Origin of the sequence: Mesorhizobium sp. ESP6-5 (assembly GCF_020164695.1) — a bacterium.
GTDB classification, from domain to species: domain Bacteria; phylum Pseudomonadota; class Alphaproteobacteria; order Rhizobiales; family Rhizobiaceae; genus Mesorhizobium; species Mesorhizobium australicum.
The window spans coordinates 181,687-201,413 of sequence record NZ_JAIUGR010000006.1 but is presented as its reverse complement, the minus strand read 5'-3'; the positions used below and the strand labels follow the sequence as shown (position 1 = coordinate 201,413).

Sequence of the window (19,727 nt, the reverse complement as noted above, 5' to 3'; positions counted from 1 at the left end):
TTTTTATGCTTTCAACGCGGCCTGCTCGGCAATGGTCGAAAGCACGCTGCGTACATCCAGCGTGCTGAACGGTTTTTCGAGGATCTGTGGCCGCTGCTGCGCCGGCAAGGCTTCGACTTCCGCCTTCGCGCCGATCAGGTCGCCGGTGACGAGCACGAAACGCCGCGCCAGGTCGGGCCGTTCGGCGAGCAGTTCGCGGTAGATCGAAATGCCTGAGATGCCGGGCATGCGCAGATCCGAAAAGACGATATCGGGGGGCATGTGGCCACCCAAGGTGGCGGCGCCCGATTCCCAGAGCGGCGCGATCCGCGACTTGATGCCCATCAGTTCGAGAATATCGGACAGGGAACCGGCGACGTCAGGCTCGTCATCGATGATCAGCGCATGGCGCAGGCCGCTCGATCGCGGCTGGCTTTCGCCGGCGGCGGCGATGCCCGCCGAGATCGCCGGCAACTGGACGACGAAACGCGCGCCTCTCGGCAACACCTCCTCGAACCAGACATTGCCGTTGTGCCGTTCGATGATCGATTTCGAGATCGACAGGCCAATGCCGGTGCCGACGCCGACCGGCTTGGTGGTGAAATAGGATTCGAAAATGCGCGAACGGATGGCTTCGGGAATGCCGGGCCCGTTGTCCTCGACCGAGAAGCCGGGATTGCCTCGATCGCTGCGGAAGCTCCGCACCTTAATCAGGCGGTCGCCGGCGACGCCGGCCAGGGCATGCTGGCTGTTGATGAGGAAATTGGCCGCCACCTGTGTCACGTGGTCGGCATCGGCCATGGCGAGCAGCGGACCTGGCGCGAAATCGGTATCGATGACGATGCCGCTCGAGCGCGCGCCGTAGGCGGTCACTTCGAGAGCGGCGCGGATCACCTGGTTGAGATCGGTCTCGGCCTGTGCCGCCGGATGGAGGCGGACCATCGACAGGAAGCTTTTGACGATGCGCCCGCAGCGCTCGGCGGCGGCACGAACCTTTTCGGCCCGGACCTTGGTCTGCGGATCCGAGGCGAATTCATGCAGCAGCGTCGACTGGGCCACGACGACGGCCAGCGGATTGTTGAGTTCGTGCGAGACGCCGGCAAGCAGCGAGCCCATCGCCGCCATCTTCTCGTTCTGGTGCAGCTTCTCGCGCTGCCGGTTGATCTCTTCCTCTGCGCGCAGCCTGTCGCGCAGGTCGCGGATCGAGCCAAAGATCAGGCGGCGGTCGGCGACCCGCATCTCGGTCGCCGTCAGTTCGATCGGAAACACCTCGCCGGCGGCATTCTGCGTCACGGTCTCGAGCCGCTGGCCGACCATCGGGGCGCCACGGCCGGACATGTAGTCGGCGCCCGAGGCATAGCCCTTGCGGTAGTATTCAGGAACGACCGTGTCGAGCAGGTCCTTGCCGAGGATATCGCTGCGCAGGAAGCCGAACATCTTCTCGGCGGCCGGATTGAATTCGATGATCGACCCGGCCTCGTCGATGACGATAATGGCGTCGAGCGAGGCCTGCAGCATGGTGCGGCGGATCACTTCGCTGGCATGGGCGTCCGAGGGGGAGTGTTCGATGGCGTCGCCTATGGCGAGGGCGATGATGTGCAGCGTCGCCTCCTCCTCGTCGGTCCATTCCCGCTCTTCGACGCAGTCATTGACGGCCAGCGTGCCCCACAGATGGCCGTGCGCGAAGACCGACACCGACAGGAACGACTTGATGTTCTGCTTCTCGAAATCGGCCCTCAGGAATCCTTCGAGGTCGCGCGTATGGCCGGCGAAAATCTTGCCCTGCCGCTCATCCTCGGCCAGCCGCTCAAGCAGCGGATCCGAATTGACGATCGACTGCATGATGACGGTCGGTGAGGCCAGTTCGCCGCCGAAGTCGGGATCGATCCAGTAGGCAGCGACCGACTGGGCGAAACCCTGGCCGGGCAATTCGCGCAGGCGGAACAGGATGCCGCGCTGGCACTCCATGGCGTGGCACAGCGTCTCCAGTATGCCGTCCATTTCGCGCTGCCAGTCGCCGGCCTCGCGCAGCCGGCGCACGACACGCACGGCGGCCATCGCCGCGCCCTGCCTGAAACCCTGCATGTCCGTGCTTGCCGTGTCGCCCATCATTGTCAGCCATTAGTCCAGAGTCACGCCAATCGATCGGCTGGCAACGGCTGCGGAGCGGACTTCCTCGGTCTGACGCTCAGCTGCCGTCGCCGGCCGGCAGCGAGAAAATATAGCCTTCGCCACGCACCGTGCGCAGGAATTTCGGGTTGGCCGGGTCCGTCTCGATCTTCTTGCGCAGGCGCATGATGCGGATATCGACGGCGCGCGACGATTCCGGATCCTCGGTGAAGCCGATCGCCTCGGAGATCGCGGCCCTGGTCAGCAGCCGGTTGGCGCGGGTCAGGAAAACCTCCAGCACGTCGAATTCGCTCTTGGCCATGTCGATCACCGTGCCGTTGGCGCCGGTGACCACCCTCCCGTCGAGATCGGCCTGGAAGGGGCCGAAAGCGACGGAGCGGCGATCCGTGCTGGCTTTCCTGTCCCGCGGCTCCGTCGGCTGGGGAACACGGCGCAGCACGCTGCGCACCCTGGCCAGCACCTCGCGCAGTTCATACGGCTTGACGATATAGTCGTCGGCGCCGAGTTCCAGTCCGACGATGCGGTCGAGCGCGGTGCCGGCAGCGGTCGCATAGATGATGCCGATCGGCATTTTCGAGCGCAGCCAGCGGCCGAGCGACAAGCCATCCTCGCCCGGCATGGCGATGTCGAGGATAGCCAGATGGAAGGACTGCGTCTCGATCAGGCCGCGCGCGGCGGCCGCGGTTTCAGCGGTCGAAACATCATAGCCGGCGGCGCCGAGATATTCGGCGACCGCGTCCCTGAGGTCGGGCTCATCCTCGACGATGACAATTCTTGCCCGCACGATGCTCTCGCTCCCACTTTCAGTGGAAAGTAGATTGGGTATAAACATGATGTCCAGCACTCATATCCGGTTGCCAGGGAACGGTTGGAAAACATGGCCGCACGAGCCGTCATTGCGCTTGTTTCCGTCGCCGAGGTCGTCGCGAGCGAGCTTGCCGACCATCTCGAGCGGCGGGGCCACGACGTGCGCCGGGCGCGGCAGCCCTGGGAGGCGGAATCGCTGCTGTCGGGCGGCGGCATCGACGTTGTCGTTGTCGGGGACAGCCTCAGCCAGGCGGAAGGGCGGGATCTGCTCAGGCGTTTTGGCGGCCAAGCTGGGGGTGGGGAGCATGGACCGGATTTCATCCTGATATGCCGGCCGGCCGATCTCCTCGACAAGGTGTTGGCGCTCGAACTCGGCGCCGCCGACGTCGTCGAAAGTCCGCTCAATGTCAGGGAACTCGCCGCGCGTGTCGGTGGCCTGCTTTCGCGGCGCGGCAGGGGTACCCAGGAGCTGATCGTGCTGGAGAACGCAACCGTCGACCTGAGATCGGCGATGGTCATGCATCGCTCCGGTACGCAGGAGCAGCTCTCGCCCGGCCAGGTGGCGCTCCTCAGGCTGTTCCTGGCGAGCCCGCGCAAGGTACTGACGCGGGACGACATTATCGCAGCCGCGCCGGCCGAGAATGCCGACGCCTTCGATCGCTCGATCGACTCGCGCATCGTGCGGCTGCGCCGCAAGCTCGACACCGAGACCATCACCACCATACGCGGCGCCGGCTACAGGTTCGATCCGCCACGGCAATTCGCCGACTGACGGCTGTGTTTTTCTGCTGGTTCGTCGGATGAGCATCGGACTTTCCATTTTCCCGCGCCGATGCCCGCGAGGTTCAGCGCACTACCAGCAATGACGGGCCCGAGGCCATTTCGCCGCCGACGGCGAACTGGCTTGCGTGAGCGCGTTCCTTGAGCAGCACGCTGGCGAGTGCGGCAAAGCCGAGCAGGCCCTGCGCATAAAGCAGTGCGGAAAGTACGGAAGCCGCGAATTTTGTCTTCATGATCTGAATTCCCCAAAAAGATGACTGTGTCGCGGGTCGCTTCAGGAACTCCCGAAGTGCCCGCGCCGCCCACGGAGCCCCCCGTCGCGGCGCGGGCCTTCGGTCCTCTCGGCAGCAAGTTGCCGGAGGGGCCGCGCAATGCCAGCAGCCGAAGGCCAACCCGCCAGAGGGTCTTCAACCGGGCGATGCGCAGGCTGGAAACGATCCAGACCGTGGCGCAGACAGGGCGACGTGCAGGGTCGAAATCTCGCTCGAACTCATCGCCGCCAGCCGCGCACAGGGCCGCCGGCAATGGTGCCGCCGCCGATAGCCGCCGCCGTGATGCTGATCCTGAAGAGCCAGGAGCGTATGTTCGTTTTCGTTCCCTTGGTCGTTGCCGTCTGCTTTCGTTGCGTCAACTTTTGCATCCGGTCGGTATCCGGATCATGCCGCCCAAAACCGCACTTTGTTGCAGATTGGTTTCGGATTGAGACAAACTCTTTCATGTAGGAGACAACTCGAACTTTCGTTTCAGGGTGAATGCTTGTGTCCTTCATCCTTGGCCCCGTGTCCGGAATGGAGCGCCATCAAACAGGGTGATTGTCCTGTTAACCAGTGGAAACGGATTCGAAACACAAACGAGCATTTCGCGAAATCTTTCCGAAACATGCCGCTGGGATAAGCCGCCCTCATCGAATTGGAGCCGGCCGGACCGGCAGAGAGAGGGGACATCATGCACACCACCATTTCCGCAAAGCTCATCAACATCACCGCCGCCGCGCTCATGGGCGGTGCACTTCTGTTCGGCGCCAACGCCGCCCATGCCGCCAACAGCGTCGTTGCTCGCGTTTCGCTGTCGCAGCAGGTCATGGAAGTCTCGGTCGACGGCCGGCCGACTTTCGCCTGGAAGGTTTCCACCGGCGACCGGGCGCACGTGACGCCGACCGGCTCGTTCAAGCCGACGCGCATGCATGAGATGTGGTATTCGAAGAAATACGACAACGCGCCGATGCCGCATTCGGTGTTTTTCAGCGGCGGCTACGCGGTCCACGCCACCTATGCCATCAAGCGCCTCGGCCAGCCCGCCTCGCATGGCTGCGTACGGCTGCACCCGGACAACGCCGCCGATTTCTACCAGCTCGTCGAGACGTTCGGAGCGGCCAACACCAGCATCGTCATCGTCAAGTAGCAGGAAGGTCGCCGCATTCGGCCAGGTGCCGGAGTTGCTGGAGCGATCGCCAAAAAAGGCCGGAGAAATCCCGGCCTCTTTTTGTGTCTTGCGCCCCGTGCCTCAGCTCGGCAGCGCCGGCATCAGCTTGGGATCCGGCTTTTCCGCCAGATGCGGCAGGTCCTTGCTGGCGATGAAAGTATAGAACATCGGCACGACGAACAGTGTGAACATGGTGCCGACCAGAATGCCGGTGAAGATGACCAGGCCCATCGAATAGCGGGCCGCGGCACCGGCGCCGCTGGAAACGATCAGCGGCACCACGCCCAGCGCCATCGCCGCCGTCGTCATCAGGATCGGCCGCAGGCGCACCTTGGCCGAGGCGATGATGGCGTCACGCCGCCGCATGCCATGCAGTTCTCGCTGCTGGTTGGCGAATTCGACCAGCAGGATGCCGTGCTTGGTGATCAGGCCGATCAGCGTGATCAGTCCGACCTGGGTATAGATGTTGAGTGTGCCGAGGCCCAGATTGAGCGGCACGATCGCGCCGAAGATCGACAGTGGCACCGCCATCATGATGATCAGCGGATCGCGGAAGCTTTCGAACTGCGCCGCCAGCACCAGGTAGATGACGATGACGGCCGCGCCGAAAGCGATCAGGATCGTGTTGCCCTGTTCCTTCTCCTGCCGGGACTGACCGGAATAATCGATGAAGAAAGTGTCGGGCAGGCTCTCCCTGGCGATGTCCTCGAGCACTTTCAAACCGTCGCCCGTGGTGACGCCGGGCAGCGGCAGCGCCGAGATCGTCGACGAATTCAGCTGGTTGAACTGCTCGATCGCCGCCGGCGACGCATTGTTCGAAATCGTCACCACGGCCGACAGCGGCACCATCTCGCCCGTCACGCTGCGCACGAAGTATTCGCCGAGCTTTTCAGGGTTGTCGCGGAATTCCTGCGGCACCTGCGGGATGATGTCGTAGCTGTTGGAGTCGCGGTCGAATTGCGCCACTTCGGCACCGCCGACCAGCAGCGTCAGCGTCCGGCCGATATCGGCGATCGGCAGGTTGAGCGCGGCGGCGCGGTCGCGATCGATGGTCACCGTCACCTGCGGTGCGTCATAGGCCATCGAATTCTGCACGACGATGAAGCGGCCCGAGGCCTGCGCCTTGTTCTTGATTTTCTCGGCTTCCTCGTAGACCTGAGCGGAATCGCCGGTCGAGCGGACCACCATGGAAATCGGCAAGCCGCCGCCGGAGCCCGGCAGAGTCGGCGGCGCGAAGACGAAGGCCTGGACACCCGCCACCTTGGCGATACGAGCCGTAATGTCGGCCTGCAGCTCCTTCGAATTGCGCTTCCGCTCCGCCCAATCCTTGAAGGCAAAACCGACGAAGGCGCTGTTGGTCGTGCCGCCGAAGGCGACGGCCGAGAACTGCGCCCGGGTCTCGGGAATGTCCTTCACCAGGCCCAGGATTTGATTGACGTAAGTCTCGGTGTAATCGGAGGTCGCATAGCGCGGCCCCGTCACCAGCGAGAGCAGGAAGCCCTGATCCTCTTCCGGCGCCAGTTCCGTCGAGGTCTTGGTGAACATGAAGCCGGTCACACCGACAAGCGCCAGCACGATGACCAGCGTCAGCGGGCGGTAGTTCAGAGATCCGGTGACGGCGCGCTCGTAGACATGCTCGACGCGCGCGAAAGTGCCGTCGACGATGCGCTGGAAACGGCCGGCATTGCCGGGCTTCAGGAGGCGCGCCGACATCATCGGCGTGATGGTGATGGCAATGATGCCGGACAGCACCACCGATCCGGCGAGCGTCACCGCGAATTCGCGGAACAGGGCGCCGGTCAGGCCGCCGGTGAAGGCCAGCGGCGCGAACACGGCGGCCAGCGTCATGGTCATGGCGACGATGGCCGACGCGATCTCGCGCATGCCGCTGAAGGCCGCCTGCATGGGCGGCATGTGATCCTCTTCCATGTGGCGGTGGATATTTTCCACCACCACGATGGCGTCGTCGACGACAAGGCCGATCGCCAGCACCATGGCCAGCAGCGACAGAAGGTTGATCGAATAGCCTACCGCGAACAAAAGGAAGCAGACGCCGATCAGCGACAGCGGGATGGTGATGATCGGCATCAGCACCGAGCGGAACGAACCGAGGAAGAGGAGGATAACGACAACGACGATGGCGACCGCCTCGCCGATGGTCTTGAACACCTCGTCGATCGAGGCGCTGATCTGTCCGGTCGCGTCGTAGACGACTTCGATCGTCATGCCCTTCGGCAGCGTCTCCTGAATCTGCGGGACGAGCTTGGTGAGTGCCGCCGCCGTGGTCAGCGGATTGGCTGCCGGGGTCGGGAAGATGGCGAGGAAGGTGCCGGGCTTACCGTTGAAGGAAACCCTGGTGTCGGTGTTCGCGGCCGCCAGTTCGACGCGGGCCACGTCGCGCAGGCGCACGACATTGCCGTCGGTCGAGCGCAATGGCAGCGCGGCGAAGGCTTCCGGTGTCTGCAGCGTCGAGCGCACGGTGATCGACGAGACGACATATTCGTTCTGGGTGTTGCCGGGCGCCGACAGGAAGTTGGAATTGTTGATCGCCGCCAGCACTTCGGCCGCCGTCACGCCGCGCGCGGCAAGCCTGACCGGGTCGATCCAGACGCGCATCGAGTATTCCTGGGCGCCGAAGATCTGCACGTCGGCAACACCTTCGACCGTCGACATGCGGGGCCTGATGACGCGCTCGATATACTCGGTCAGCTGCTCCTTGGTCATGTTCGGATTCTGCATCGAGATGTACATCATCGCGAACTGCTGACCCGTACCCTTGACGATGACCGGGTCCTTGGAGGCGTCCGGCAAGGTGCCGCGTACGCCCTGAACCTTGGACAGCACTTCGGTCAACGCCACGTCTGGGTTGGAACCGAGCTTCATCTGCACCGTCACGGTGCTGGAGGACGGACGGCTGGACGAGGTTACGTAGTCGATGTTCTCGGTCGAGGCGACGGCGCGCGCGATCGGGGCGGAAATGAAGCCCTGGATCAGGTCGGCGCTGGCGCCCGGATAGGCTGTCGTGATTGTGATCGCGGTCTCGTCGACCTTCGGATACTGCCGGATCGACAGGTTGAAGATGCCCTGGAAACCGAGCAGCAGGATCATGCAGGCAAGAACCGTCGAAAGGACGGGCCGGCGGATGAAGAGATCGGAAAAGCTCATTGCTGGTCGGCCTGCTTGTTCGCCGATTTGGTCGGGTCGATCGTGTTGTCGACGTTGACGGTCATGCCGTTGAAGAGGCGGTTCTGGCCCGCGGTGACGACCTCGTCGCCGGCCTTCAGCCCTTCGACGATCTCGACCATGCCTTGATTGCGGCGGCCGGGCTTGACGAAGACCTGTGACAGCACAAGCGCCGGTTTGTCGCCTTCCGCCGCCGGCTTGGCCGGATCGGCCGCTGCTGGCTTGGCGGCATCGGCAGCGGCCTTGTCCGCTGGCTTGGCTGCGTCGGCGGCCGGCTTCATGGCATCGGCGGCGGGTTTCATGGCGTCTGCCGGCTTGGCGTCTGCCGCCTTGGCATCCGCAGGCTTGGCATCCGCTGGCTTGTCAGTGGCCGCCGCCGGCTTTTCGTCCGGCTTGGCTGGCTGCGCCGGGGCTGTCCCGGCGGGCTTCGCCGGCTGCACCACGAATATGTAGTCGCCATAGAGGCTGGTGGTCAGTGCCGTCTGCGGCAGTGACAGCACGTTCTGCTCCTCGGGCAGTTCGACACGCACCTGCACGAACTGACCTGGGGTCAATTTGCCTTCGGGATTGGCAACTTCCGCCCGGATGTTCACCAGCCGGCTGGAGGGGTCGATCTTGGGGTCGATGCCGCGAATGGCGCCGGCAAAGGGCATGTCGTCGCTGCCGCCAAGGCCCAGGCGGACCGTCTGGCCAATCTTGAGCAGCGGCAGCTGCTGTTCGGGAACCGAGAAGTCGACCCGCATCGTGTCGAGGTCCTGCAGCGTCACCACCGCGGTGCCGGGTGCCAGATACTGGCCGAGGTCGATCCTCGGAATGCCGACCGTGCCGGCGAAAGGTGCGGTAAGCTGCTTCTGGTCGAGCACGGCCTGCAGCCTGGTCACCTGGGACGCCGAAGCGGAGGCCGCCGCACGCGCCGTGTCCAGCGTCGAGTCGGAGCCAACACCACGCCTTGTCAGTTCGACGGCGCGGGTCAGCGTGGTCTGATCGAGTGCCGCCTGCGCCTTCTGCGCATCGAGATCAGCGCGCTCGACGGCGTCGTCGAGTTGCAGCAGCACTGCGTTGGCCGCCACCTTCTGGTTGGCATGGAAGGGGATTTCCTTGACGATGCCGGCGGTCTCGACCGTCAGGTCGACACCGCGCACGGCCCGCACCGTACCGATCGCCTCGACGCCCGGTGTCCAGTTCGACGGCTTGGCGATGGTTGTCGACACGGTCGCCGCCGGCGGCTTCATGGTGGCGAAATACTGCTTGATGCCGTTGTCGCGCAGGAAGTTGAAACCGACTATCCCGCCGACCACGATGACGAGCACGGCAAGGACCACAATAACGATAAAGACACGGAGTATGCGCTTGAACAAGGAAGTCCCCTCAGTCGAAAATCCGGCGCGAAGCGCGGACATCGGGACACATATCGACTGCGGGTCCCGATTTCAAATAGTGGCGGTCTTACTGTACCGTCTGGACGGTCTTGTCAATTGGGCCTAAGCTTGCGATGGGAGGCGCCATGAGAGCCCAACGACCGAACTCGCGCGAGAAGATTCTCGCCGCGGCGGCTGATGTTGCCCGGGAATCCGGGCCCGGCAGCCTGTCGCTCGATGCCGTTGCCAACCGCGCCGGCGTGTCGAAGGGCGGGCTGCTCTACAACTTCCCCACCAAGGCGAAATTGATGCAAGGCTTGGTCGAAGGCTATCTGCGCGATTTCGAGCAAGCGCTGGAATCCGCCAACAGCAACGACAAGGGCAAAAATCCCCTCGCCGTCTATATCAGGCTGTCAGCCGAGGATTGCGAGGAGAAGCAGCCATCGGCATCCTGGATATTCTCGGCGATCGCCGAGGATCCCGATTTCATGATGCCGATCAAGACATTCAAGCGGCAGCTTTTCGAGCGGTTGAAGGGCGAGGCGCCGGACCTCAAATCGCTTCTGGTCTGCTATCTCGCCATCGAAGGGCTGCGCAGCATGAACCTGTTCGATTCCGACGTGCTGTCAAAGGACGAACGGGACCTGCTGGTGTCGTCACTTCTCGATATCGCCAAATAGGCTTGCCTGCGCGCGAGGAGGACGACGCTGCCGCGATCGTTCAATCGACGGCGCTTACAGGGCCTTGCCCGTCGAAGGATCGAACAAGCGAAGCGCGGCCTCGTCGAAGGCGAGGTTGCGCTGTTCGCCCTTGGCGAATTGGACGCGCGGCGGCAAGCTGGCCGTCAGCCGTTGCGTGCCGATCCGCGCCGTGGTGACCAGCTCGGGGCCGGTCAGTTCGACGACCTCGATCTCGACGGGCAGTGACAGCTCCGCGGCGGCTCCGGTCGCCGCACGCAGCGCTTCCGGCCTGATGCCGACGACCATTTGTGCACCCTCACGTGCCGCATTCGCATAGCGTGCCGGCACGGGGATCCATACATCGGATCCGGCAATGGCCAGCTTGCCGTCGGTGACGGTGGCCTGCAGCATGTTCATCGACGGCGCGCCGACAAAGCCGGCGACGTAGAGTGTCGCCGGGTCGTTGTAGATCTCCTCGGGGGTGCCGAGCTGCTCGATCCGGCCGTCGCGCATGACGGCGATGCGGCTGGCCAGCGTCATCGCCTCGATCTGGTCATGGGTGACGTAGACGACGGTCGTCCGCAGCATTTGGTGCAGGCGCTTCAATTCCGTGCGCATTTCCAGGCGCAGTTTGGCGTCGAGATTGGACAGCGGCTCGTCGAACAGGAAGACCTGTGGCTTGCGCACCAGGGCCCGGCCGATGGCGACGCGCTGGCGCTGGCCGCCGGAAAGCTGACTCGGCTTGCGGTCGAGCAGAGCCTCGATCTGCAGCAGCCTTGCCGCTTCGTTCACCGCCCTGTCGCGCTCGTCGGCCGCGACGCCGCGCATCTCCAGTCCAAAGCCGATGTTGCGGCGCACGGTCAGGTTCGGATAGAGCGCGTAGGACTGGAAGACCATGGCGATATCTCGGTTCTTGGGGTGGACGCCGAGGATCGAGCGGCCACCGATCAGGACGTCGCCGCTGGTCGCCTCGGCAAGGCCGGCGATGATGTTGAGAAGCGTCGATTTTCCGCAGCCCGACGAGCCGAGCAGCACCAGGAATTCACCGCTCTGCAGCGCGATGTCGATGCCTTTCAACGTCTCGACGCTGCCGTAGCTCTTGCGGATGCCGCGGATTTCAAGCGCGCTCATGCATGGGACCCTCAAACTGCATCGGCCCGCCATAGTTGCGGGGCAAGGTGGAAATGGCGCGCGAGGCGACGTGCGTAGCGGCGCGGAGGCAAGCGGACAGCGGCCGTTCCTGTGCCAATGCGGCCAGGAAGGCGGCATTGAAGACGTCGCCGGCACCGATCGTGTCGACCACCCTGACGTCGGGCGCGGCGGCTTCGACGAGAGTGCCGTCCGGGCCGACGGCGATGGCGCCACGTGGCCCGCGCTTGACGACGAAGGTCGCGCCTTGCCTCATGCTGGATCGGATTTCACGCGCCGCTTCCGCCGGACTTGGCAACCCCGCCAGGGTCACCGTCTCAACCTCGTTGAACAGCGCCAGCGCGCAGCGCGACAGCCATGTCCTCGTCGCGGCGCAATTGGCCGCGGTCCAGCCATCGATCGGCCAGCCTGTGTCGAGCGCCACGGCAATGCCGTGGCTGTCGGCCCAGTCGAAAAAAGCATTGTAGTCGCGCGTGAGGTCTTCCGTCAGGAAGGAGCCGCAGAGCAGGGCGTAGCCACCGGAGAGTGCGGGGCCGTCGAGAACCGACAAGACATCGGCGAGGCCGAAGCGTGGCAAGTGCCCGCGTGTGGTGAAGAAGGTCCGTTCGCCATCGGGGTGGGTCATCCCGACCGACAATGTCGTGCCTTCGGGACGGATAGCCCATTTCTCGGCGCGGACGCCAAAAGCCTCACCAAGCCAGCGGCCGAACTGGTCGTCACCGACGTTGGCGGCAATCGCAAAGTCTACGCCCAGCGCTTGCCAGGCGAGCCCGGTGTTGCCGGCCTGGCCGCCGACGCGCAATTCGTCATGGTCGACGACGGTCTCGGTTCCCGCCTTCGGCCATGGCGCGACCGGGCCGACGATCAGGTCGACATTGACGTTGCCGATCACCGCCAGCGGGCGCATCACTCGCTCCTGGTGATCTTGGTGGTGCGCACCGGCGTGCCCGCATTGTCGACGCGACCGTCCGCGAAGGCGATCATCAGGCGCTGTGCCACCGGCAGCATTGCGAGGATAGCGGCCATCCCCGCGGCTGGTTTGAACGTGAGCGTGACGGCCCCGGCGACCGGCGCTTGCCCGGACGCGTCGAAGATGACCAGCGGCGCGCCGGCTTCGACCACCGAAAGTGCCATCGCGGTTACCAGCTCCGAAGTCGGGTCGGCACCGCGAAACAGGATGACGCCGATCTGAGGGCCGAGCATCTCCATCGGCCCGTGCCGCAACTGGCCGCCCTCGAGCGAAAAGCAGGGCAGCCGCGACAGTTCGGTCAAGCCAAGCGCCAGGGCTTCGGCCACGCCCTGCAGGCGGCGGCCGGAGGTGACGATCGTATCCACCTTGCCAAGCGCGGCGAGTGCTTGGGCGATATCGCAATGCTGCGGAGCTTCGAGCATGGCAAAGGCAGGAGCCGGATCCTCGCCCAGAGCCGCGAGGATGGCCAGGTGCAGGGCCAGGGTCACGGTCAGGCTGCGGGTCGCGGCGAAGGCCAGCTCCGTGCCGCCGGCGCCGACAAGGCAAGGCGCGGTGCGGGCAAGAAAAGAACCGCCTTCGAGCGTCAGGCCGAAAACGTCCGAGCTGCCGCCGGCCTGCGCAAACCATCTGACGACTTCGGCGCTCTCGCCGGATTGCGAAGTCACAAGCACCGTCCGGTCCGCCAGCGGCAATGGTTGGCCGAGCTGCTCGGACAGTGGCAGCGCCAGCGCATCGATGCCGAGTGCACGATAGAGCGGCTCGACGGCACGGCCGACCGCGTGCGAGCCGCCCATGCCAAGCAGAAGCAGGCGGCCGCTCTTCCTGATCGAAGCGGCGACGTCTGCCGCCATGGCAGCGTTGTTCTCGAACGAAGCACGCGCATCGGCGTGCTGGCGCGCCATTTCGCGGTCGATGGCGGTCAGTCCGGCCGGCCGTTCTTTATCTGCAGTCATGTTCATCCTTTCACACCGCCGCTGGTCAGGCCCGAGATCAGCGCCCGCTGCATGACGAGGCCGATCAGCACCGGCGGCAAGGCGGCCAGCACGCCAGCCGTGGCAATCAATCCGTAGTCGGAAACACGGCCGCCGGCCAAATCGGCGATGGCGACGGTGAGCGTCTTGGCGCGCTGGTCGGAGGTAAACAGCAACGCATAGAAGAATTCGTCCCAGGCCAGCAGCACGGCGAACAGTGCCGATGTCGCCATCACGGGCGCGGCCAGCGGCAAGGTGATGATGCGCAATGTCTGGAACAGGCCGGCGCCGTCGATCATCGCCGCGGCCTCGATCTCGCGCGGGATGGAATCGAAGCCGGATTTCATCAGCCAGGTGGTGAAGGGCGCCAGTATGGTGAGATACACAAGCGCCAGGCCGAAGACATTGTTGAGCAGGCCAAGATGCGACAGGCCCATATAGAGCGGTACGGCGAGCGCCACCGGCGGCAGCATGTAGGTGGCGATGACCATCGACAGCGACCAGCCGATCGACGGTGTGCGCGAAACCGCCCAGCCGGCGGGGATGGCCAAGGCGAGTGCCGCCAGCGTCGCCATGGCGGCGATCTCAAGACTGTTGCGCAGCGACGAGGTGAAGGCGGCGCCGGCGCTGTTTTCGGCCGTCGACAGCAATTGCCGGTAGCGGGAGAAGTCGGCTGCCTGCGGCCACCAGCGCAGCGGCTTGGCCGCAAGATCGGCGGCCGGCGAAATGCTCATGATGAACAGCCAGGCGATAGGCGCCAGGATGATGGCGGCAAGCAGCAGCGCGCAGACGTAAATGAAGACGGTGAAGGCGAGGCTCTTGCGCTCCATCAGGCGGCGCTCCCGGCGGTCTTTCGCACCAGGGCGGCGTAGGCGACGGCGAGCAGCGTGACGAGCAAGGTGACGATCAGCGCCAGCGACGCGCCCGAACCGGCGCGCTGGAAGGAGAACGCTTCCTGGTAGACGAGGATCGAGAGTGTTCGCGTGGTGTTTGCCGGACCGCCGCGTGTCATCACCCAAATGATATCGAAGACCTTGAAGGCCTCGATGGTGCGCAGCACCAGCGCCACCATCAGCGGGCCGGCAAGATAGGGCAGGATGACGAAGCGGAAACGGTTGAACGGTCCTGCTCCATCAACCAGCGAGGCGGCGGTGATGTCACGCGGCACCGCTTGGAGGGCGGCGAGCGCGATCAGCGCCACCAGCGGAAAGTTCTTCCAGCAGTCCGCAACGATGAGGGCAGCCAGCGCCGTTCCCGGCTCGCCGAGCCAGGACCGATAGGCGTCGATGAGGTGCAACTGCGTCAAGGCGGCATTCAGCGCGCCATATTCGGGATTGTAGATCAGCCGCCACAGCGTGGCGTTGACCACCGTGGGCAATGCCCAGGGCAGGATCATCAGGGCGCGCAGGATTGCGCGGCCGCGAAAGTCCTGGTTGAGCAGCAGGGCGGCGAGGACGCCGATCACCATTTCGGCGGCAACCGAAATAATCGCGAACAGGGTCGTGGTGATCAGTGTGCGCGAGAAGTTGGTGCTCGACAGCATGTTGGAATAATTGTCGAAGCCGACAAAATTGCCAGCCGTGCCGACCAGCTTGGCATCGGTGAAGGAGAGCCCGACCGTATCGACCAGCGGCCAGCCGATGACGGCGACCATGACCACGAGCAAAGGCAGCATCAAGAGCCATGCGCGGGTCGTCATCCAGGTGCTCGACATCAGAGCAGCCTCTCTTATCTCATCTGTGATCTGGACATAGCACGGGCGGCACTCGCGCATGACCCCGGAAATCGGAGGCCGATTTCCGGAAAGGATCATGCACAAGATAGAAAGTGCTACAGCGTCTTTTGCGCGTCATAAGGGATGCAACGCTGTGATGCCGCCCGTATCGAACGACTGGCTTGTCTCAGAGGCCGCTGTTCTGCGCGGCGGTCTTCAGGGCGTCTTCCGGCGAAGACGTCCCGAGCAGCGATTCCTGGATTGCCTGCTGCAGCGCGGTCGACAGCTCCTGGTATTTCGGCGTGGTCGGACGCGGATACATGGCGGCCAGACCGAGCTTGGCAGCGGCGATCAGTTCTTCCTGGCCCTTGGTGACCGTAGGGTCGTCATAGGACGAGGCCCAGATCGGCAGCGAGAGCTTGGCGTACTGGTTCTGCGTCGCCTGCGAAGTCATGAAGGTGATGTACTTCCAGGCTTCGTCCGGATGCTTCGAGACCGCGGTGACGCCGAGACCCATCGAACCGTTGACGGCCGACACTTCGCTGGTGCCGGCAACGCCTGGCGCCGGCACGACGCCGACCTTGCCGGCCACCTTCGAGTCCTTCGGGTCGTTGGCCATGTTATACATGTAGGTCCAGTTCAGCGCGAAGGCGGCATCGCCGTTTTCGAAAACCTTGCGCACGTCCTCTTCGAGGAATTCCTTGGAATTGGGATTGGTGAGACCCGACTTGTAGCTGTCGACCATGTATTTCAGGGCCAGCAGGCCGCCGCCATTCTGGAAGTCCGGCTTGCCGTCCTTGAGGAAGTCGCCGCCATAGGCGCTGACCAGCGTGGTGTAGTCGCAGATGGCCGCTTCCGCCTGCGACCAGCTCCACGCGATCGGCGTCTTCAGCAGGCCCTTGTCCTGGATGATCTTGGCCTGTGCGCCGAGCTCTTCCCAGGTCTTCGGCGGGGCCTTGATGCCGGCCTTTTCCAGGATATCCTTGTTGTAAAACAGGTATTTGGTGTCGAGGATCCACGGCATGCCATAGGACTTGCCGTCATACTGCACCGTGGTCCAGGCGCCGGGCAACACGCCCTTTTTCATGTCGTCGGTGATCTTGGAAGACACATCGACCAGCACCTTGTTGGTGGCGTATTCGGCCGGCCAGATGACGTCGAAGAGGACGACGTCATAGCCTCCGCCCGACCCTTGGGCGAGCACGGTCTTGTCGTGCAGGCCCTCATAGGGGACGAATTCGAGATTGACCTTGACGTCCGGATTGGCCTTGGTGAAGGCATCGGTCATCGCACGCACGTCGGCCTCGCTGTAGGCGGCCTGCGCCATGAAAAGCGCGTTGAGCGTCGTCTCGGCGAAAGCGTGGGGGACGAACAGTCCTCCGGCAAAAACCGCGCCGACCAGTGTCTTGGTGATCGTCTTAAGCATTTTCTTCTCCCATTGCAGCGTTGACGGGCCGGCGCTGCCAGATGTTTGGCATCGTCTTCCCGGATCCATGTCGCGTGACCTGATGGTGCCGGCTGACCAGTGGCGGCAGGCGGAAGCCTTGGCCATCTTGTTTTGCGGTGCTCGGTTACATTAAGTCAACTCGCTTGACTTAATTAGTCGATCAATATTCTAATGGTGTCAAGAGGGGAAACGCCGGTGGACGACATCAGCCCGATTCGTGCCAAGAGCGGCACCAACCAGGAAGGCACGAGCGCGCATAACCGCCGTGTCATGGTCGAGGCGCTGCGTCTCAACGGCGCGCTGTCGCGGGCCGATCTGGCGCGGGCGACGCAGCTTACCAAGCAGGCGGTTTCCAACATCATCGAGGACCTGGAACGCGATGGCCTGGTCGTTGCGCTCGATGCGGTGCGCAAGGGCAGGGGGCAACCGTCGACCCCCTACAGGCTGGTGCCTGAAGGCGCTTTCGCCATCGGCCTTCAGATCGACCGTCACCTGACGCGGGCGGTCGCGGTCGATCTGATGGGCCGCGTGCTGGCGCGGGCCGAGGCGAACCTGCCTTTCGATGAGCCGTCCAGGGGCGTCGAGGTGATCCTCGGCCTGATCGATGGCGTCCGGCGCGAACTGGCCGGTATCTCGTTGCAGTCGGAAAAACGCCTCGTCGGCCTGGGTGTCGCCATGCCCGGACCGTTTGGCCTGAAAAATTCGGATGACAAATGGATGATGCCGGCCTGGCAGAAGTTTCCGCTGCTGGACATGCTGGCCAAGGGCACGGGACTGAATGTCGGCCTGCAGAACGATGCCGCCGCCTGCGCGACGGCCGAGCGCATCGTCGGCGCCGCGCACGGCGTCGACCACGCAGTGTGTCTTTATGTCGGCTATGGCATTGGCGCCGGACTGATCCTCAACGGCGAACTGTACAGCGGCGGCCATGGCAATGCCGGCGAAATCGGCATGGCCTTGCTGTCGCCAGCCGGTCCCGGCTCGACACCGCTCGAACATCGCGCGTCGCTCGCCTCGCTCTACCAGCATCTTGGCCTCGATCCCGCCGACGAGGACCTCTACGGAAAGATCGGCGCGCTGGCCGCGGCGGGTGATGTGAAGATCATGCGCTGGATCGAGGGCGCGGCCCATGATCTGCGCTGGAGCGTGCATCTCATCGAAACCATCTTCGACCCACAGACAGTCATCCTGACCAGCGGCGCGCCGGAAGCGCTGGCGCGCCGGCTTGTCGAGGCCATGCATCCGCTGCTTTCGTCGATCGCCGACCGGCCAGGCCGGACCTTGCCACGCCTGCAGCTCGGCACAACCGATCCCTGGTCGATCGCGCTGGGAGCCGCGGCGGCGCCGATCAGCCGCGCCTTCGATCCGCTGTTCTCGGCGATCCTGAAGACACGCTCCGGTCCCGCCTGAAGGCGACCGCGCGTAAGGCCAAGCCTCTCCCGGCGTCACACAGGGTTCATCGTCCGGACATAGCGTCTTTTCCAGTTCTTTGCTGCAATGCAATAGGAGTGGGACATGGTGGACATAGTTTCTAGTGAGGCGGGCATTCCAAGGCCGGATCATCCGCTGGATAGTTCGGGTGGCGCGAAGTGGTTCCTGCCGGTCTTCGGTGTGCTGGTGCTGGTCGGCGTGGTCTATGTCGGCTACGCGCTTAGCCAGGACCTGGCGGTGGCCAAGACGGTGCCGTGGATCCTGCTCGGCATCGCCTTGCTGATCGCGCTCGGCTTCGAATTCGTCAACGGGTTCCATGACACCGCCAATGCGGTGGCGACCGTCATCTACACACGCTCGCTGCCGGCGGAGTTCGCCGTCATGTGGTCGGGCGCCTTCAATTTCCTCGGGGTTCTCACTTCCAGCGGCGCGGTCGCCTTCGGCATCCTGTCGCTGCTGCCGGTCGAGCTGATCCTGCAGGTCGGTTCTTCCTCCGGCTTTGCCATGGTGTTCGCACTGCTCGTAGCCGCCATCCTGTGGAACCTCGGCACCTGGTTCCTCGGCCTGCCGGCGTCGAGCTCGCACACCATGGTCGGTTCGATCATCGGTGTCGGCCTCGCCAACCAGTTCATGGCACCTGCCGGCAGCGCTACCAGCGGCGTCGACTGGTCGCAGGCGACCAATGTCGGCGTGACCTTGCTGGTGTCGCCGATCATCGGCTTCTTCGCCGCGGCGATCCTGCTCTACGCGATGAAGCTTCTCGTCCGCAATCCGGCGCTCTACGAGGCGCCGAAAGGCAATGCGCCGCCGCCCTGGTGGATCCGCGCGCTGCTGATCTTCACCTGCACCGGCGTCAGCTTTGCGCATGGCTCCAATGACGGCCAGAAGGGCATGGGCCTGATCATGCTGATCCTGATCGGCGTGGTGCCGACGGCCTACGCGCTCAACCGCACGCCCGACATCAACTATCTCGAAGCCTACAAGTCGGCCTCGGTCAGCGTGGAGACCGCGCTGGGCAAATATGTGAAGCCCGGTGTCACCGTCGCCGATGCGAAGGATGCCAAGGCTGCCGTGCAGGATGCCGTGCGCACCCGGAGCTGGAGCGACAAGACGACCGTCGCTCTGCAGAGCTACATCCACAACACGACGGCCGAGCTGCAGCCTTACGCTTCGGTCGACACCGTGCCGACCGATCTGGTCAGCAACGCCCGCAACGACATCTATCTGATTGGCGAGGCGCTGAAACTGATTGACAAGAAGCAGCTGCTGCCGATGGAGGCCGCCGATCTCAAGGCGGTGACCGACTATCACAAGGCCGTCGACAACGCGACGAAGTTCATCCCGATCTGGGTGAAGGTCGCGGTGGCCCTGGCGCTTGGCCTGGGCACCATGGTCGGCTGGAAACGCATCGTCGTCACGGTCGGCGAGAAGATCGGCAAGAGCCACCTGACCTATGGCCAGGGCGCTGCCGCCGAACTCGTGGCGATGGTCACCATCGGCATGGCCGACCGTCTGGGTCTGCCGGTGTCGACGACCCATGTGCTGTCGTCCGGCGTCGCCGGAACCATGGCGGCCAACGGCTCGGGCCTGCAATGGTCGACGGTGCGCAACCTGCTGCTCGCCTGGGTGCTGACCCTGCCGTGCTCGATCACGCTGGCCTTCGTGCTGTTCATCATCTTCCGCCAGGTGTTCTGAGCGGGCGAAGC

17 protein-coding genes are annotated in these 19,727 nt (G+C 64.2%); 5 read left to right on the top strand and 12 right to left on the bottom strand.

All coding sequences use genetic code 11. The features are described from left to right. Nucleotides 1-3: 3 nt before the first annotated feature. Both LB524_RS12020 and LB524_RS12015 read right to left on the bottom strand, forming a co-directional pair. Nucleotides 4-2,091, bottom strand: a complete 2,088-nt coding sequence (locus LB524_RS12020; RefSeq protein ID WP_015315426.1) for a PAS domain S-box protein — start codon at nt 2,089-2,091, stop codon at nt 4-6. A 76-nt stretch (nt 2,092-2,167) separates the two neighbouring features. Next, a complete protein-coding gene (locus LB524_RS12015) occupies nt 2,168-2,941 on the bottom strand; it encodes a response regulator (protein ID WP_224526549.1) in 774 nt (257 codons plus the stop codon). A gap of 45 nt (nt 2,942-2,986) precedes the next feature. On the opposite strand from LB524_RS12015, the gene LB524_RS12010 reads away from it, so the two are divergent. Beyond that, nucleotides 2,987-3,688, top strand: coding sequence for a response regulator transcription factor (locus tag LB524_RS12010; protein ID WP_015315428.1), 702 nt, complete (start codon nt 2,987-2,989; stop codon nt 3,686-3,688). A 73-nt stretch (nt 3,689-3,761) separates the two neighbouring features. Here the strand turns inward: LB524_RS12010 and LB524_RS12005 are convergent, their stop codons facing one another. Beyond that, nucleotides 3,762-3,929, bottom strand: a complete 168-nt coding sequence (locus LB524_RS12005; protein ID WP_224526547.1) for a hypothetical protein — start codon at nt 3,927-3,929, stop codon at nt 3,762-3,764. A 257-nt stretch (nt 3,930-4,186) separates the two neighbouring features. Then, a complete protein-coding gene (locus LB524_RS12000) occupies nt 4,187-4,465 on the bottom strand; it encodes a hypothetical protein (protein WP_224526544.1) in 279 nt (92 codons plus the stop codon). A 176-nt stretch (nt 4,466-4,641) separates the two neighbouring features. Here LB524_RS12000 and LB524_RS11995 point away from each other — a divergent pair, with 176 nt between their 5' ends. Beyond that, on the top strand, nt 4,642-5,097 hold the full coding sequence (locus LB524_RS11995; protein WP_224526541.1) for a L,D-transpeptidase: 456 nt from the start codon (nt 4,642-4,644) through the stop codon (nt 5,095-5,097). A 102-nt stretch (nt 5,098-5,199) separates the two neighbouring features. Here LB524_RS11995 and LB524_RS11990 read toward each other — a convergent pair whose 3' ends face one another. Together LB524_RS11990 and LB524_RS11985 are read right to left on the bottom strand one after the other, a co-directional pair. Further along, nucleotides 5,200-8,283, bottom strand: coding sequence for an efflux RND transporter permease subunit (locus LB524_RS11990; RefSeq protein WP_224526538.1), 3,084 nt, complete (start codon nt 8,281-8,283; stop codon nt 5,200-5,202). Continuing rightward, nucleotides 8,280-9,659, bottom strand: coding sequence for an efflux RND transporter periplasmic adaptor subunit (locus LB524_RS11985; protein ID WP_224526535.1), 1,380 nt, complete (start codon nt 9,657-9,659; stop codon nt 8,280-8,282). Before LB524_RS11985 ends, LB524_RS11990 begins: the two co-directional genes overlap by 4 nt. Before the next feature lie 146 nt (nt 9,660-9,805). Here LB524_RS11985 and LB524_RS11980 point away from each other — a divergent pair, with 146 nt between their 5' ends. After that, on the top strand, nt 9,806-10,339 hold the full coding sequence (locus LB524_RS11980; RefSeq protein WP_015315434.1) for a TetR/AcrR family transcriptional regulator: 534 nt from the start codon (nt 9,806-9,808) through the stop codon (nt 10,337-10,339). Between the two features lie 54 nt (nt 10,340-10,393). Here the strand turns inward: LB524_RS11980 and LB524_RS11975 are convergent, their stop codons facing one another. The 6 genes from LB524_RS11975 to LB524_RS11950 all read right to left on the bottom strand — a co-directional run bounded on the left by LB524_RS11975 (nt 10,394) and on the right by LB524_RS11950 (nt 16,569). Continuing rightward, nucleotides 10,394-11,470, bottom strand: coding sequence for an ABC transporter ATP-binding protein (locus tag LB524_RS11975; protein ID WP_224526533.1), 1,077 nt, complete (start codon nt 11,468-11,470; stop codon nt 10,394-10,396). Beyond that, complete coding sequence (locus LB524_RS11970) at nt 11,457-12,395, bottom strand: PfkB family carbohydrate kinase (RefSeq protein ID WP_224526531.1); 939 nt, start codon at nt 12,393-12,395, stop codon at nt 11,457-11,459. The genes LB524_RS11975 and LB524_RS11970 overlap by 14 nt, the downstream gene beginning before the upstream one ends. Next, on the bottom strand, nt 12,395-13,417 hold the full coding sequence (locus tag LB524_RS11965; RefSeq protein ID WP_224526511.1) for an SIS domain-containing protein: 1,023 nt from the start codon (nt 13,415-13,417) through the stop codon (nt 12,395-12,397). Before LB524_RS11965 ends, LB524_RS11970 begins: the two co-directional genes overlap by 1 nt. Further along, nucleotides 13,414-14,259, bottom strand: a complete 846-nt coding sequence (locus LB524_RS11960) for a carbohydrate ABC transporter permease (protein ID WP_224526508.1) — start codon at nt 14,257-14,259, stop codon at nt 13,414-13,416. Before LB524_RS11960 ends, LB524_RS11965 begins: the two co-directional genes overlap by 4 nt. Beyond that, entirely contained in the window at nt 14,259-15,143 is an 885-nt protein-coding gene (locus LB524_RS11955; RefSeq protein WP_140720142.1) for a carbohydrate ABC transporter permease, read from the bottom strand. Before LB524_RS11955 ends, LB524_RS11960 begins: the two co-directional genes overlap by 1 nt. 187 nt (nt 15,144-15,330) lie before the next feature. Beyond that, nucleotides 15,331-16,569: an extracellular solute-binding protein gene (locus tag LB524_RS11950; protein WP_015315440.1), complete on the bottom strand. Its 1,239-nt coding sequence runs from the start codon at nt 16,567-16,569 to the stop codon at nt 15,331-15,333. 216 nt (nt 16,570-16,785) lie between these two features. Here LB524_RS11950 and LB524_RS11945 point away from each other — a divergent pair, with 216 nt between their 5' ends. Together LB524_RS11945 and LB524_RS11940 are read left to right on the top strand one after the other, a co-directional pair. Continuing rightward, the gene (locus LB524_RS11945; RefSeq protein ID WP_224526505.1) at nt 16,786-18,000 is read left to right on the top strand and encodes an ROK family transcriptional regulator; all 1,215 of its coding nucleotides are present in this window, start codon (nt 16,786-16,788) and stop codon (nt 17,998-18,000) included. Nucleotides 18,001-18,105: 105 nt separating this feature from the next. Beyond that, nucleotides 18,106-19,716, top strand: coding sequence for an inorganic phosphate transporter (locus LB524_RS11940; protein WP_015315442.1), 1,611 nt, complete (start codon nt 18,106-18,108; stop codon nt 19,714-19,716). The last annotated feature ends 11 nt before the right edge of the window (nt 19,717-19,727 follow it).